Genomic DNA, 15,376 nt, shown 5'->3' on the forward strand with positions numbered 1-15,376 from the left:
TTGAGTTCATCGACATCGAGCTGCGTGTTCAGGCAATGGTGATCGCTGCGACTTCGTAATCTTCGACGCGCGGTACGGTGAATTGCAACGTCTGACCTTCCAGATGAAATGTCAGGTTTTGTTCAGCCCGCAAGAGTTCGACGGATTTTACTCTTACATCTCGAGGTAACTGCAGCCTTATGGTCTGTGGACCCAGCGGATAAGTCGACTGCATCCATCCATGCTGGGCATCGGGGCTGGTGTAATTAAGGATGTGCACGGAGTATCCGGGAACTGTCTCCCAACAGAACATCTCTACGAAGCCTTCACCTTCGATGTGAACCACGCGCTCGTCATTCGTGACCCAGCTTAGGGTGTTGTGCAGCAGGCGCAGCAAATCCCCGTGCCCGGTGAGCCAATAGGTGCGTTCGATATCTCCGGGGAAGTAAGCCATGCGGCTGCGGCCCGATTCGCGCAGGATCACCGCCGGCTGATCGGTGTGCGAAACAGGCGGATAGGCCAGCTCTGGCGGATAGCGTACGAATCCTGGGACAACCGTGAGTACGGGGTTGTCCACGGGCTTGAGAGGCACGCGATTCTCCGCGCCCGGGAGCCAGTTGGTGTCGGTAAAGCCTTCCAGGATGGGGTGCAGAGGCAATTTATCGGGAGATTCGATGCGCGCGTAGTACGGATTGCCGTTTGTGCCGATGACATCTCCGGCTCTGTGGATACCGAGAAGATCGGCGAGCCCGAAATCCGCTCGCCGGTTCAGATTTTCGTCGTAGAGACTGGTCTCGAAGCTGGTCATGATCGATCCGCCTGACTTTGCATATTGTCCAATCTGCTCACACTGGCGTTCGCTCAGCATGGCGATGTTGGGCAGCACAAGAGCACGATACTTGCCGAGGTGTTCCGCATCGAGCCGGTCTTCATGGACGAAGTCGAATGCGAAGCGGCCACGCAGAAGCGCATCGTAGATGCCCTGCGTGGTCTCGTGCATATAGGCGCGTGAATGCACCGTTGACGGACCCGGATAGAGAAGCTGCGTGCTCTGCCCGATCACCACGCCGATGTTGGCCATGGAGCGCCGGTAGGTAAAGTGCGCGTCGTGCCGGGCCGTCCAGCGGAAATAATCTGTCCCTACCTTCTGCCATCGGCGATCTTCGCCAAAGCCTTTTTCCGAACCGACAAAGTGATAGTAAGGAGCCATGCCGCTGGCCAGGGATTCATTCAACCACATTCTGGCTTCGTCGGGATTCTTCGAGGCATTGCGCCATCCCGGCGTGCCGGTGGAGTAGGCGGCAGTGACATTGGTGGCGAACTTGCCATCGAGCACAGCCTGGCAAACGCGGCCCTGCAGACTGCATCCCCACACGGCGGCATCCTCGTAGGTGCGTCCTTGATTGTCCGCCTGGAACCATGCCGCAACTTTGCCCAGGCGATCGAGGTTCGGGCCGCCGCGCACATTGCCACCTGAGTTGGCGAAGAAGAAGCTCTCCTGCTTTTTCTCCTTGGCGATGGCGTCGTATCTCTGCCAGAGATCGAGAACACGGTCGGTAAAGGCGTGCCAGTAAGCGGGAGTGCCGGAAGCCGGCAGAGTGCTGCAGATAGCGCAATGGCAATCGGGCAGAGTGCCCAGCGGCGGCCAACCATTCGTATAGAAGCAATCGACATCATAGAGCGAGTTGATCTCTCGCATGATCGCCGGGATGTAATCGTCCATGTAAGTGGAGAACATGCATGTCTTGAAGAGGCGCGGTTCTTCGCCGCTGAATTGCACGGAGCCATCCTTATTGCGCATGGCCCACTCCGGATGCGCCTCGAGTGCATCTCCCCAGTTGAGATCGGGGCTCATGCGCGCAACGACACGCATGTTGCGCTTCTTCGCGGCGGCTACGCACTCGCCGAAGAAATCCCGGCCGTTCAAGAATTTTCCGTGGCGATGGAACTTTACCTTCGAGGGATAGAAGGCCAGAATGCCGGTCACGCTGATGAAGACGATGTCCACTTCGGCGGAGTGCCAATAGTCTGCCCACTCCTCGATGTTCATCACCGCCGGGTCGTGCTCGGTCATGTTGCTCTGTCCCACGCGGCGAATTCGCTGCTGCCAGGACAGGGTAGCCGGATCGATCGCAGGCATACGTTGCGGTAGCGGAGCAAGCTTCGCTTGAGGTCCACCGCTGGGCGCGGCCACTGTCTCCTCTGCGGAGAGAGTCGAAAATGGGTTGAGAGCATCTATTGCGGCCGCCACTGGAACGGCACCCGCGCCTGCCTTGAGAAAGGTACGACGGTTGAGCATCCGAACTCCCCTCGTTTTCTACACGGAGCAAGTCTAACCGCGAGATGCGGCGTCGAACCACTCGCCAATCAGGACACTAGAATCCCCAAACGATGCTCCCACCTGTCATCCCGGCGCCTGCAGCAGTCAAAAGCAATCGCTCTCCTGAGACGAAGGGATGATCTTTATGAGCAAGAGACAAAGATAGGGGAATGGTGGCTGCCGACGAGTTTCCGGACTCTTCGATTGTGCGCACCGTCTTGCTCTTTTCCAATCCAAGGTTTTCGCAAACCGCATTCAAGATGCGGATATTGGCTTGATGCGGCACGAAACGATCGATGTTTGCCGCTGTCAGTCCAGCCTGCTCCATCGCGCGAGTCGAGCACTCCGTCATCATGCGCACAGCCTGCGAGAACACCGATTTGCTACTACTCATCGTCATCAATAGCTCATTCGGGTCCATGCCTGCAACGAAAGGCTTCCTGCTCCCACCTGCGGGAATCGCAATCAGGCCATAGAGGCTTCCGTCAGAGGTCAGATCGACGCCGAGAATTCCAACCTCCGGCGAAGTTGAAGGAACCAGCACCACCGCTCCGGCTGCATCAGCAAACAGGATTGAGCTGCCGCGCTCTTCGGGATTGATACGCCGGCTCAAAATATTGGCCGCCACGATGAGAACGGGCTTGCCTTGCGTGCGAACAAAACCATCGGCCAGAGTTAATGCATAAAGGAACCCTGAACAAGCACCGGCGAGATCGATGGCGCCGGAGTGCGAGAGGTTCAATTGATGAGCGAGCAGCGGAGCGGATGGCGGCAACAGGTGATCAGGCGTCGACGTTGCGAGAAGGGTCAGCGCCACTTCGTTGCGCGCGATCCCCGCATCCTCCAGGGCCATCTCTCCAGCCTTCCTGGCAAGATCCGTCAGCGCCTCATCGGGAGCGGCCCAACGGCGAGCGCGGATGCCGGTGCGGCGCTCGATCCAGCCGGATTCAAGACCAAGCCGCGTCTCGATCTCAGCGTTTTCGACGCGCCGCTCCGGAACATAGTGTCCTAAACCAGCAATGCGGCTCGATTGCACCCGCATCATTTCTGGGCCTTGCCAATCACATCAGCTGCCTCATCGATGGCCGCATAAGCCCGATCGAGATCATCGGACGTCACACAGTAAGGTGTCATCAGATAGATCACGTTGCCAAGCGGACGGATGAGGAGATCTCTCTGCCGAAAGAAAGCTCTCAGCTTCGGCCCAACGTCCGAGAGATATCCGGATGTCGAAACATCGAGGTCCAGAGCGGCAATCGTGCCCGTCTGCCGGACGTTGACGAAGCGCGGATCAGAGCGGAATGGCGTTAGTCTCTCACGGTGCATGTGCTCCAGCGTCTCGATACGTTTGAGAACCGGCTCATTCTGCCATACGGTGAGATTCGCAAGCGCCGCTGCGCACGCGATGGGATTGGCTGTGTAAGAGCTCGAATGGAAGAACATCCGGCTGCGATCGGAGGACAGGTGCGCATCGAATATCTCGGCGGAACATAGCGTCGCGGCAAGAGGCAGCGCACCTCCGGTAATGCCCTTCGACACACACAGAATGTCGGGCGTGATGCCTGCCTGTTCGCAAGCGAAAACCGTGCCGGTTCTTCCCCACCCTGTCATTACTTCGTCGGCGATGAATAAGGTTCCGTAGCGCGTCGCGATCCGCTTCAACTCCGCCAGCAGATGCGGAGGATACATCTTCATCCCGCCCGCCCCTAGGATAAGCGGTTCGATCAGCAGCGCAGCTACTTCCTCGCCAAGGCAGAGTTGCTCGAAGGCATCGAGCGTCTCCTGTTCATGGCCGGGCGCAGGAAACGGAATGGTGTCCACATCGAAGAGCAGCGCTCCGTAGGCCGCGTTGAAGACACCGCGTTCGCCAACGGACATCGCGCCAATGGTGTCGCCGTGATAGCCGTGCTCCATTACGACGATGCGTGAGCGCGAGCATCCTCTATTATGAAAGAAACCCAGCGCCATCTTCAACGCTACTTCCACCGATGTCGATCCGCTATCGGAATAGAAGACGTGCGCCAGACCGGGCGGAGCAAGCCGGATCAATCCTTGCGCCAGCTCTTCCGCCGGTTCATGGGTGTATTCGGCGAAGATGATCTGATCGAAGCTCTCGGTTGCCGAACGAATCGCCTCCATGATGGCCGGATGCCTGTGCCCATGCGTAATGACCCACCAGGAAGAGATCGCATCGAGAATTGAACGGCCATGTTCATCGATGAGGTAGGCGCCGTCTGTCCTGACGATCCTGGTGGTTACAGGCTCCAAGGCATGTTGGGTGAAGGGGTGCCATACAGGCGAAGGCGAACGCGTCATGCGATCACCTCTCCGAAGGAAGAAATGTCGAAGTGTTCGCGAAACGCCTGGCGTAGAGTGTCAGAGTTCAATCCTTCCAGGCGGGGCAGCCTGCCGAGGACACGGACATCTCCCATCTCCGCGATGGTTCGTTGCGTATCGGGATAAGCATCCCCCAGGAACGCGATGCCCAGGACAGGAATTCGGCGTTGCCGCAACGCTTCCAACGACAACAGCGTGTGATTGATGGTTCCGAGAGCGGTTCGAGCGCAGAGGACGACCGGAATCTGCCAGCGCGCAAAAACATCCGCGAATGTCTGATGACGTGTGAGGGGAACGAGCAGCCCGCCTGCGCCTTCGATGACGAGAGGCAAAGACGTGTGGGGCAGCTCCAGCGCATAGGGATCGATCGTCACCCCATCGATCTCTGCAGAAAGATGCGGCGAGACCGGTGTGTTGAGCCGCCATGCTTCGGGGAAGATGCGTTCGGACGGTATCCGCCCCAGCCGGAGGACGGTCTCGCTGTCGGTTTCCCCGTCAAGGCCGGATTGAACGGGTTTCCAATAGCACGCATCGAGAGCATCGGTCAGCGCGGCAGAAAACACCGTTTTGCCAATCCCCGTATCAGTGCCCGTGACAACGATCCGCAAGCTCATAGGTGCTCCTGCGCCATAACCTGTGCCAGCCGTTCGAACATATTGGCGATAACCGGGCAATCGACATTCAATGTAATCGCGATTCGCAGGCGCGCCGTATTTGCTGGGACTGTAGGAGGACGGATGGCGCGAATATCGAATCCATCGGCCTGCATCTGTTGCGCAACCCTCAAAGTTCGGGCACTGTCGCCGAGGATGACCGGAAGTATCTGTGAGCCGCTGCCTTGAATTCCGAGATGACGGACCAACTGCTCGTTAGCGTATTCGATCATTCTCTGCAGCTTGTGCCGTAGCTGCGGTTCATCTGCAAGAATGCGCAGAGCCTCACGAACGCTGGCTGCAGCCAGCGGAGACGGAGCAGTCGCATAGATAAAAGGACGCGCGTGATTCACGAGATAGTCGCAGAGAACGCTGCTTCCTCCGACGAGCGCGCCAGATGAGCCAAGCGCCTTTCCACAGGTATGAAGCACGACGACATTGTCGCGCCCTTCCAACCCGGCCGCTAGACCACGACCATCTGCGCCGTGAACACCCGTCGCGTGCGCTTCATCGATCAGAAGAAAACCGTCGTAGCGGTCGGCCACCTCGGCAAGTCCGGCAAGAGGGCTCCTGTCGCCATCCATCGAGTAGAGGCTTTCGACCGCGATCCAGGGATGTCCTTTGCCGCCCTCATCGCGCCAATTGCGGATGACATCTGCAAATGCGTCGAGGTCATTGTGAGGTACAGCAACGGCTTTGGCCCGTCCCGCGGCCATTCCCTCATGCGCGCTCGCATGAATCAATTCGTCATAAACGACGAGATCGTTGCGCTGCGGCAGCGTCGAGATTATCGCGACATTCGCGGCATAGCCGCTGCCGAAATACAGCATTCGCTCGGAATGAAAGAATGCGGCCGCTTCCGCTTCCAGGGCTTCATGCTCGGGATGGTTGCCACGAAGGAGACGCGATCCGCCTGCGCCAACCGGCACTCCCCGCTCGATTGCAGAGATTACACTCGCGCTCAACCGAGCTGAGCCTGCAAGGCCAAGATAGTCGTTCGAGGTGAAGTCTATACCGCTTGGTTGCGTTAGAGTGCGCCGCCTTCCCTTCCGTTCGAGCTGCTCCAGCGTGGCCGCATATCGAGCCAGCCGTTGCGGCATCATTCGACGGTGCTCATCGCCTCTGGCGCCAATCCGAGGCGGTGAAAGAGACTGCTGTCACGGTCTTCTCCGGGATTCGCGGCTGTCAGAAGAGTGTCGCCGACAAAGATCGAATTGGCCCCGGCAAAGAAGCAGAGAGCCTGCAGCTCGTCTGACATGCCTTTTCGTCCGGCCGAGAGGCGGACATGGGATGCGGGTATAAGAATACGGGCAAGCGCGATGATCCGGATGAATTCGATCGGATCGACGGGCGGCGCATCGGCGAGCTTCGATCCCGGAATGGGGATGAGCATATTGATCGGCACGCTCTCGGGCGGTGCAGGCAGATTGGCCAGCGTCACAAGCATGTCGATGCGATCTTCAGCAGTTTCGCCCATGCCGATAATGCCGCCGGCACACACTTTGATGCCTGCCTGCCGGACATTTTCCAGCGTTTCGAGACGATCTCCAAAACTCCTGGTGGTGATGATCTCCCCATAAAACCGCTTCGACGTATCGATATTGTGGTTGTAGTAATCGAGCCCGGCTTCGGCAAGGGATTCAGCCTGCTCGGACGACAGCATTCCCAGCGTCATGCATGTTTCCAGGCCGAGCGCTTTCACGCCCTCAACCATTGCGACGACCATTTCCATGTCGCGCTGCTTGGGGCTGCGCCAGGCGGCTCCCATGCAGTAGCGGGTGGCTCCGCCTTCCTTTGCCTTGCGCGCTTCGGCTATGACGTGCTCAACCTCCATCAGCTTCGAAGCGTTGAGGCCGGTCGCATAGCGGGCAGATTGGCTGCAATAGCCGCAATCCTCGGGGCACCCTCCGGTTTTTATGCTGAGCAATTTACTCAGCTGTACCCGGTTTGGATCGAAGTTCTCCCGGTGCACGGAGTGCGCGCGAAACAAGAGGTCATTGAACGGCAGCTCATACACTGCGCGTGCGGCGGCGGAGGTCCAGCGCGTAACTGAAGTGAGGGGCGCCGCGGCCACCTGTTCGGAAGGCACGAATGCGATTTCTTCATTCATGAGATATTTTCCAGCCTCCTGCGCGAGCAGATCTATCGCTCTGGGAAAGGACTATTAAATAATCGCCTTTTAATCTCTCGACTTTTTGAATATAGCAGTCGTTTTTGTGGCTGCGCAGTCGAGGCGGCATCGGGGAGAGACACCTTGCCGGCCATATCCGTCCATTGACGGAAGGCTTAGCGGGCGGTTCCCCGCATCTCATCGTTAACGGTGCCAAAGACCGAACTTCGATAGATATGCGATTTGGCTCTATATTATGGACGCGTAGGATCACCGGCGCCCGTTCATGGCTGCCGTACGAACTTAAAATGGATATGGATTTTCAATGGTAACGCCGAGCTCGAAGATTGGTCAGGGCGCCGCTCGCCGCCGGTTCTGGTTGGCGATGGTGGGATTCGTCATGGCCCTTACACTGCTGCCCTTTTCTTACAAAGTCGAACGCCGCCTGGAGACAGCCGTTCACATCAGGGGCGGCGAATCCGAAAAGGTTGACCTGGAACTGGCGCAACGCTTCCAGTCTCCTTATGCCCACCGGCTGATTCTGGTGATCAGCGGAATTCCCGAGCCGGATTCGGCAGAAGGCGCGGAGGCATTGGGCTTCTTGACCAGTTCCTTGCGCAGCGTGCCTGGCGTGTCGGGCGCGGTCTCGAGTGTGGATTGGCCGGATCCTCTTTTCACTGGAGACAACGGCGGGGCCTTGATCATCGTCGGATTGGACCCGCACGGTGAAGCTGTGGAGGCGCTGGTCCCGACGCTGAGAGCAAAAGCCGACTGGATGCAAGGTAAGCTCAGGGCGCAATACCCCAAGATCAAGCTGGAGATCACGGGTGAGACACCGATAAACTTCGATATTCGCAAGGTCAGCGCCGATGACGTCCGGCATGCAGAGGAGCGGGCCATGCCCGTGACTCTCCTGCTGTTGCTGCTGGCTTTCGGCACTCTTGTGGCCGCGCTCCTGCCGCTGGGGGTTGGAGTGCTCTCCATCTCAATGGCGATGGGTGCCTCTGCGCTGCTCTCCTATCATCTGCATCTGTCGATTCTGGTGCAAAATCTGGCGACGATGCTCGGCCTTGGCCTGGGCATCGACTATGCATTGCTGATGGTAAGCCGGTTTCGCGAAGCACTGGCTGACGGATGCGATCCCGGTTGTGCTGCCGATCTTGCTGCCGTGCAAGCGGGGCGCACGCTAATAGTGTCTGCCACGACCGTTGCCATCGGATTTTCAGCGTTGTTGTTTGTGCCCATCAGCGAATTACGCTCGATAGGAATAGCCGGCCTGCTGGTGACCCTCTTGAGTGTCATGCTTTGTACCTTCATCCTGCCCTGGGTGCTTGGCCTGCTGGGGTATCGCATCGACGCCGGGAGATTGCGTCTTCCTGGCAAACGAATCAAAAAACGGGACACCCTGTGCGCGCCGAGTCAGCGGTGGGCGCGGTGGGGTGGTATCGTAACCCGCCGCCCCTGGACAGCTTTGCTTGTCGCCGGAATTCCGCTGCTGATTCTTGCCTTCCAGGCGCGCAAAATCGCTATCGGGGTTCCTGACCGAGGCTCGCTCCCGGCCACGGCTCAGTCAGCGCAGGCTCTGGACACCCTTCAAAGCATGGGGCGATCGGGTATTGTGAATTCCCTCCGCGTGGTGCTGGAGTTACCATCGCAGTCTTCCACGCTCTCGCCATCTGGCTGGCTGGCCGTCAGCCGCCTGACGAAGCACTTCCAGAGCGATCCCAGAGCGGAAGAGGTCTTATCTCTTCCCACCCTCTCGGGAATGTCCGACACTCCGGATGGTGTCGACAGCGCGCCCGAAGCAATCCGCAAGAATTTTCTAAGCACCGATGGGCAAGCCACTTTGATCGAGTTGCTGCCAGCGGCTAAACTCTCGCCCACCGATCAAATACGATGGGTGCGAGAGGTGCGCTCCTCGGATGTGGCGGCGATCACCGGCGTGCCCGGTGCAGTGCTGCGAGTTGGCGGCATTCCCGCGCTCAATGCAGATTATGACTCGGTAGTGAAGGAACGCTTGCCCAAGGTGATCGTTGGCGTCGTGGTGGGGAGCCTACTCGCGCTTCTCCTGGGACTACATTCTTTGTTTGCGGCCATCAAAGCAATTTTGCTTAACCTGCTCTCCGTGGGCGCCTCATTCGGTGCATTAGTTCTGGTTTTTCAGCAAGGCCACGGCAGCAAGCTCCTGGGTCTGGGCGGAGCTACAGGCGCAGTATTCCCCATCGTGCCAATTCTCTCGTTTGCCATCGTCTTTGGGTTGAGCATGGACTACGAAGTCTTCCTCGTCGCCCGAATCCTCGAGGAGCGGCGGCGCGGTTTACCCGAGACATCAGCGGTGATCGAGGGACTGGCGCGGACGGCCAAGCTCATCACGAGCGCAGCGGCGATCATGATTGCTGTCTTCATCGCATTTACGATAGGAAGCTTTTTGGTCGTCAAGATGCTGGGCTTCACGCTCGCCGTAGCCGTGTTCATCGATGCGACAGTGGTGCGGATGGTTGTCGGGCCGGCGCTGTTGCAGCTTGCCGGCGACTGGAACTGGTGGCCCTATGGCTTGCATGGGGCTCCGATAATCGCGGAGAAGGAGCTCATCCCCGAGGCCAAACACTACGGCGACTAAAGATGAGCTCAAGACGTCGCAACGGCCGATGAAGCCAGGCCATTCGGCTTATTTCACTTCTTTCCTTGAGGACCGGACTGGCTGATATCGAAGTCCTTCAGGGCAAGTTTTGCCTTCCCCGACCCACCTTCGATGACCATCAGCGAAGAACCGGGCTTGCCTTGCAGCTTGGCTTCCACCTGCGTCGCAGACCATGCGCCGTCAACCTGCCGCAGGCCATAGTAAACGAAGTCCTTCTGCTGTCCAGTTCCGTGAAGCGTCTTCGTCACATGCACCGGGAACAAAATCTTACGGTCGATCCACGACGTCACCGAATCGTAATGAACCCGGTCCTGCGGGCCGGGCGTGCTCTTGAGGACAAAGCAATCCCGCGCGCCGTATTTCGCCGGCGCCAGGAGTTCCTGTTTCTTCCAGAAGAACTGGCTCTCGAGCATGTCTTCGTAGGAAAAATTCGTTCCGACAAGCGAGTCGCTCCAATGTTCAAATGGCAATGCGCTGGCGGTCTGCTGACCCGGAAGCAACGCCTCGATGGTCACGCGTCCGTTCACGCTCATCTGCAAGAGAAGGATCGTCTTGTCTGAGCCAGGACCGGAGATCTCGGACAGCACGCGCAAACCATCGGGAAACCAGTGCGCCTTGCCGACAAACTTATAGTTCGTGCGCTTGCCGTCGCCCCCCACCTGTGTCAGCCGCCCGCTCACGCGATAGTCCAGTTTTTCAATGCGCTGGCGCGAGCTGGTCAACACCGTGTCCAGGTCGGGATTCGCCACTGGGGCCTCTGCTGCCGACATTCTCGGGGAATGCACCAGCAACAAGAGTGCGAGCAAAGCTACGGAAGCTTGAATCGTCCTAAAGGCGCTATTCGTCCGTTTCGCCTCAGGGTACCGGCCAAACTTGCTGTGGGAGAGCATGGCGACGCGGCGGAGGAGGGTCATAAGTTATGTATACAGCCAAAGCCTGTATAGCGGCCATCCACCCTAGCTTCCGATGCAAGGACAGAATGAAAAGCATCGAACGGACGGAACGGTTGCTCCAAGTCTGAAGCAGGATGGATTGAGTCATAAATTGATTCGAAACGCGCCGGATGGCGTTCGAGACTGGAGAGAAGATGAAAGCGATTGCGTTCACGCGTCCGCTGCCGATCGAGGCGGAGGACTCACTTGTGGAATTGGATCTGCCCCAGCCAGAGATCGGGGCACGAGACTTGCTGGTCAATGTGCGGGCGGTTTCGGTAAATCCAGTAGATACGAAGATACGAGGCGCGCGGCATCAAGGCTCAACCTCGGACAACACGGGGAAACCGCGGGTGCTGGGCTGGGATGCGGCTGGTGTGGTTGTAAGCAAAGGCGCAGGTGTCAGCGGATTCAACGTGGGAGACGAAGTCTACTACGCGGGAGAGTTGGATCGTCCCGGTTCGAACGCGGAGTACCAGGCTGTCGATGAGCGGCTGGTGGGACGCAAGCCGAAGTCGATCGGATTTGCCGAAGCCGCCGCGCTGCCGTTGACGAGTATTACCGCATGGGAGCTGCTGTTCGATCGCCTTGGCATTCGCGAGGGCGAGAGTGGCGAGTCTTTGTTGGTGAGCGGAGCTGCGGGCGGCGTAGGCTCCATTCTCGTGCAACTGGCGCGCCGGCTCACGGGACTGACCATCATTGCAACCGCATCGCGGCCGGAAACCGTGCAGTGGGTCACACACATGGGAGCCCACCAGGTCATCGACCACACCGAACCGCTGGCCGAGCAGGTAAAGAAACTGAGCGCGCCTCCGGTGAAATACATCGCCAGCCTGACGGGAACCGCGCGGAACTTTGCGCAACTGGTTGAAGTTCTGGCTCCCGAAGGAAAGCTCGGCCTGATCGACGACCCGCAGACGCTGGATGTAGTTCCTCTCAAGCGTAAGGCGGCGTCTCTCCATTGGGAGTTCATGTTTGCACGCTCCATGTGGCAAACGGCGGACATGGGCGAGCAGGGACGCCTGCTGAGTCGCGTCGCGGACCTGGTCGACCGCGGTGAACTGCGCTCGACTCAGACACAGACGTTCAGCCCCATCAATGTCGAAAATCTTAAGAAGGCCCACACGCTTGCCGAGAGCGGAAAAGCCATCGGGAAAATAACGCTCAGCGGATTCTAGGGTTTCACTGCGGCGTCGGCACAAAGGGACGAAGAAAACTCCCATAGGTGATTCCTATCGTCGACATGGGAACAATGTATTGGAGCTATCTCTCTCTGCGGTGCTACATTCATTGGGCGAGACAAACAGCAGTGCGGTCGCAACGAATGAGCTTTGTTCCGCACATGTTTTGTCTCGCGAGCGGAATGAAGGCAGACGGGAGCAAGAGATCTCGGAGGATGCAGGACGACGCACAAGCAGCCCCGGCAATCCACTCGGGAAACCGCTCTTCATTCGATGCCATGAAAACAAACACGCACTGATCGATGCCTGGGGCTGAATACCAGGCCCTCTAGTTGGACTCAAACCGCAAGAAGGAGAAATAGCATGTCAAGCGAAGCGAAGTGCCCTTTCCATCACGCCGCAGGTGAAGGCACATCGAACCGTGACTGGTGGCCGAGCCAGTTGAAGCTGAAGATTCTGCACCAGCACTCGTCCCTGTCCGATCCTTTGGACGAAGACTTCAACTACGCCGAAGCGTTCAAGAGCCTCGACCTGGCAGCCGCGAAGCAGGATCTCCTGGCGGTGATGACGACCTCGCAGGACTGGTGGCCTGCGGACTTCGGCCACTACGGGCCATTCTTCATTCGCATGGCGTGGCATAGCGCCGGAACCTACCGCACCGGCGACGGTCGCGGCGGCGCCGGATCCGGACAACAGCGCTTCGCTCCTCTCAACAGCTGGCCCGACAACGTCAGTCTGGACAAGGCGCGCCGGCTGATCTGGCCGGTCAAGCAGAAGTACGGCAACAAAATTTCATGGGCCGACCTGATTGTCCTCACGGGCAATGTCGCTCTTGAATCGATGGGCTTTAAGACCTTCGGTTTCGGCGGTGGGCGCGAAGACGTCTGGGAGCCGGATGAGGATGTCTACTGGGGCACCGAGAAGACGTGGCTGGGCGGCGATCATCGCTACGGTAAAGGAAAGCCCGCAGGCGAGGGCGTGCTCGTAGCCGACGCAGAATTGCACGGCACTGAGCACGATCGCACCGGCGGCGGCTCCAATGAGCGCAACCTCGAGAATCCGCTTGCCGCTGTGCAGATGGGTCTGATCTACGTGAACCCGGAAGGCCCCGATGGCCATCCGGATCCCGTTGCCGCGGCCCATGACATCCGCGAAACCTTCGGACGTATGGCCATGAACGACGAAGAGACCGTTGCGCTGATTGCGGGCGGACACACCTTCGGCAAGACGCACGGCGCCGGACCTTCGTCCAACGTGGGGCCTGAGCCCGAAGCCGCCGGCATCGAAGAGCAGGGCCTCGGCTGGAAGAACAGCTACGGCACCGGCAAGGGAGCGGACACCATCACCAGCGGTCTGGAGGTTATCTGGACCAGCACGCCGACGAAGTGGAGCAGCAACTTCTTCTGGAACCTGCTCGGCTACGAATGGGAACTCACCAAGAGCCCGGCCGGTGCGCATCAGTGGAGACCAAAGGGAGACGCAGGCGCCGGAACCGTACCGGATGCGCACGACCAATCCAAGCGTCATGCGCCTTCCATGTTAACCACGGACATTGCGCTGCGCGTCGATCCGGCATACGAGAAAATCTCGCGGCGCTTCTACGAGAACCCCGACCAGTTCGCCGATGCCTTCGCCCGTGCGTGGTTCAAGCTGACGCACCGCGACATGGGTCCGCGCGTGCGTTACCTCGGACCGGAAGTCCCTGCCGAAGAGCTCCTCTGGCAGGACCCCATCCCTGCGGTCGACCACAAGCTCATTGACGAGCAGGACATCGCTGCTCTCAAGGGCAAGATTCTCGCTGCGGGTTTGTCCATTCCTCAACTGGTCTCCACCGCCTGGGCATCGGCTTCCACCTTCCGCGGCTCCGACAAGCGCGGAGGCGCCAATGGCGCACGCATTCGTCTGGCTCCGCAGAAAGACTGGGCAGTCAACCAGCCAGAACAACTCGAAAAAGTACTGAAGGCGCTCGAAGGTATCCAGAGCGAATTCAACGGCAAGCAGTCCGGCGGCAAGAAGGTTTCGCTCGCCGACCTGATTGTCCTGGCTGGTTCTGCGGCTGTCGAGCAGGCAGCGAAGAACGCGGGTCACGATGTGACCGTTCCCTTCGCACCAGGTCGCACGGATGCCTCGCAGGAGCAGACCGATGTGGAATCCTTCGCGGTGCTCGAGCCGATCGCAGATGGCTTCCGCAACTACCTCAAAGGCAAATACACCGTACCGTCCGAGACGCTGCTGATCGATAAGGCACAGTTGCTAACTCTGACTGCGCCTGAATTGGCAGTGCTCGTCGGCGGCTTACGCGCGTTGAATGCCAATGCTGGAGGGGCATCCCATGGCGTCTTCACCAAGAAACCGGAGACGCTAACCAACGACTTCTTCGTCAACCTGCTCGATATGGGCACGGAGTGGAAAGCCGTCTCAAACGCCCAGGACGTCTTCGAAGGGCGCGATCGTAAAACAGGGGAACTCAAGTGGACCGGCACGCGTGTCGATCTCATCTTCGGTTCCAATGCGCAACTTCGGGCAGTTGCCGAAGTCTACGGAAGTTCGGACGCGCAGAAGAAGTTCGTCCATGACTTCGTGGCAGCCTGGACCAAGGTGATGAACCTCGATCGTTACGACCTGGCGTAGTCGCAAAAGGTAGGGCAGTCTTACACCGCTCAACTTCGGTCTGATTCAGGTCAGGCCGAGGTTGAGCGTTTTTCTTGCTCGTGAATAATCAGGCGATGTTGATTCCGTGATCTTCCGTCTCGCCGAAGACCGAGAGAAGATTCGTCATCTTCAGCACATTGCGAAGCTGCTTGCCGAGATGAAGCAACTTGAACTCGCACCCCTGCTGCCGGGCGGACGCATACAGCCGCACCAACGTGCCAAGCCCCGTGCTGTCCACGTAAGCAAGTTCCGCCAAGTCGACGACCACTACTTTTGTCTCGGGCAGCAGGAGCTTCACCTTGCGCTGAAACTCTTCGGTCGTACCCGCTACCAATCGGCCCTGACACTTCACAACAGCGGTATTCCCGTCACGTTCGATTTCAAAGGTCAAAACTTTTTGCACTTCTTCAGGCATATGCACTGCTCCGGCGGCGATGACGAACGTGGGCCTGTCAGTCGACGTGGGAATTCTCGCATACGAAACCTGAATGCTGGAACTAATTTGTGCAGAGGCGTACGCAGATTGATGACGGCACGCAAAGGACATTGATATTCCGGGATTCGCGCTGCT

The 15,376-nt window shown here is 58.6% G+C and carries 11 protein-coding genes; 3 read left to right on the forward strand and 8 right to left on the reverse strand.

What is annotated here, in order from left to right:
- Window positions 1–28 precede the first annotated feature (28 nt).
- From XX99_RS13380 to bioB, 6 genes are all read right to left on the reverse strand, one after another.
- Entirely contained in the window at window positions 29–2,278 is a 2,250-nt protein-coding gene (locus XX99_RS13380; protein WP_050059872.1) for an alpha-amylase family protein, read from the reverse strand.
- Window positions 2,279–2,354: 76 nt separating this feature from the next.
- On the reverse strand, window positions 2,355–3,335 hold the full coding sequence (locus XX99_RS13385; RefSeq protein ID WP_197081884.1) for a beta-ketoacyl-ACP synthase III: 981 nt from the start codon (window positions 3,333–3,335) through the stop codon (window positions 2,355–2,357).
- A gap of 5 nt (window positions 3,336–3,340) precedes the next feature.
- Complete coding sequence (locus tag XX99_RS13390) at window positions 3,341–4,615, reverse strand: adenosylmethionine--8-amino-7-oxononanoate transaminase (protein WP_050059874.1); 1,275 nt, start codon at window positions 4,613–4,615, stop codon at window positions 3,341–3,343.
- Entirely contained in the window at window positions 4,612–5,250 is a 639-nt protein-coding gene (gene bioD, locus XX99_RS13395; protein WP_050059875.1) for a dethiobiotin synthase, read from the reverse strand. The genes XX99_RS13390 and bioD overlap by 4 nt, the downstream gene beginning before the upstream one ends.
- Entirely contained in the window at window positions 5,247–6,392 is a 1,146-nt protein-coding gene (locus XX99_RS13400; RefSeq protein WP_050059876.1) for an 8-amino-7-oxononanoate synthase, read from the reverse strand. Before XX99_RS13400 ends, bioD begins: the two co-directional genes overlap by 4 nt.
- On the reverse strand, window positions 6,389–7,399 hold the full coding sequence (bioB, locus tag XX99_RS13405; RefSeq protein WP_050059877.1) for a biotin synthase BioB: 1,011 nt from the start codon (window positions 7,397–7,399) through the stop codon (window positions 6,389–6,391). The genes XX99_RS13400 and bioB overlap by 4 nt, the downstream gene beginning before the upstream one ends.
- Window positions 7,400–7,724: 325 nt before the next feature.
- Here bioB and XX99_RS13410 point away from each other — a divergent pair, with 325 nt between their 5' ends.
- Window positions 7,725–10,019 carry an MMPL family transporter gene (locus XX99_RS13410; RefSeq protein ID WP_050059878.1) on the forward strand — a complete coding sequence of 765 codons (2,295 nt, stop codon included), beginning with the start codon at window positions 7,725–7,727 and terminating at the stop codon, window positions 10,017–10,019.
- 53 nt (window positions 10,020–10,072) lie between these two features.
- On the opposite strand, the gene XX99_RS13415 is transcribed toward XX99_RS13410, so the two are convergent.
- Complete coding sequence (locus XX99_RS13415) at window positions 10,073–10,789, reverse strand: outer membrane lipoprotein-sorting protein (protein WP_050059879.1); 717 nt, start codon at window positions 10,787–10,789, stop codon at window positions 10,073–10,075.
- A gap of 338 nt (window positions 10,790–11,127) precedes the next feature.
- On the opposite strand from XX99_RS13415, the gene XX99_RS13420 reads away from it, so the two are divergent.
- Both XX99_RS13420 and katG read left to right on the forward strand, forming a co-directional pair.
- On the forward strand, window positions 11,128–12,150 hold the full coding sequence (locus XX99_RS13420; RefSeq protein WP_050060131.1) for a zinc-binding alcohol dehydrogenase family protein: 1,023 nt from the start codon (window positions 11,128–11,130) through the stop codon (window positions 12,148–12,150).
- A 366-nt stretch (window positions 12,151–12,516) separates the two neighbouring features.
- Window positions 12,517–14,784: a catalase/peroxidase HPI gene (gene katG / locus XX99_RS13425; RefSeq protein ID WP_050059880.1), complete on the forward strand. Its 2,268-nt coding sequence runs from the start codon at window positions 12,517–12,519 to the stop codon at window positions 14,782–14,784.
- An 88-nt stretch (window positions 14,785–14,872) separates the two neighbouring features.
- On the opposite strand, the gene XX99_RS13430 is transcribed toward katG, so the two are convergent.
- The gene (locus XX99_RS13430) at window positions 14,873–15,220 is read right to left on the reverse strand and encodes an STAS domain-containing protein (RefSeq protein WP_050059881.1); all 348 of its coding nucleotides are present in this window, start codon (window positions 15,218–15,220) and stop codon (window positions 14,873–14,875) included.
- Between the last annotated feature and the right edge of the window lie 156 nt (window positions 15,221–15,376).

Source organism: Silvibacterium bohemicum, from assembly GCF_001006305.1.
In the GTDB taxonomy this organism is placed as follows: domain Bacteria; phylum Acidobacteriota; class Terriglobia; order Terriglobales; family Acidobacteriaceae; genus Silvibacterium; species Silvibacterium bohemicum.

What these genes read in the sequence shown, in the direction of transcription:
- XX99_RS13380 (WP_050059872.1), bottom strand. Translation starts at nt 2,278, where the DNA reads ATGCTCAACCGTCGTACCTTTCTCAAGGCAGGCGCGGGTGCCGTTCCA.
- XX99_RS13390 (WP_050059874.1), bottom strand. Translation starts at nt 4,615, where the DNA reads ATGACGCGTTCGCCTTCGCCTGTATGGCACCCCTTCACCCAACATGCC.
- bioD (WP_050059875.1), bottom strand. Translation starts at nt 5,250, where the DNA reads ATGAGCTTGCGGATCGTTGTCACGGGCACTGATACGGGGATTGGCAAA.
- XX99_RS13400 (WP_050059876.1), bottom strand. Translation starts at nt 6,392, where the DNA reads ATGATGCCGCAACGGCTGGCTCGATATGCGGCCACGCTGGAGCAGCTC.
- bioB (WP_050059877.1), bottom strand. Translation starts at nt 7,399, where the DNA reads ATGAATGAAGAAATCGCATTCGTGCCTTCCGAACAGGTGGCCGCGGCG.
- XX99_RS13410 (WP_050059878.1), top strand. Translation starts at nt 7,725, where the DNA reads ATGGTAACGCCGAGCTCGAAGATTGGTCAGGGCGCCGCTCGCCGCCGG.
- XX99_RS13420 (WP_050060131.1), top strand. Translation starts at nt 11,128, where the DNA reads ATGAAAGCGATTGCGTTCACGCGTCCGCTGCCGATCGAGGCGGAGGAC.
- katG (WP_050059880.1), top strand. Translation starts at nt 12,517, where the DNA reads ATGTCAAGCGAAGCGAAGTGCCCTTTCCATCACGCCGCAGGTGAAGGC.
- XX99_RS13430 (WP_050059881.1), bottom strand. Translation starts at nt 15,220, where the DNA reads ATGCCTGAAGAAGTGCAAAAAGTTTTGACCTTTGAAATCGAACGTGAC.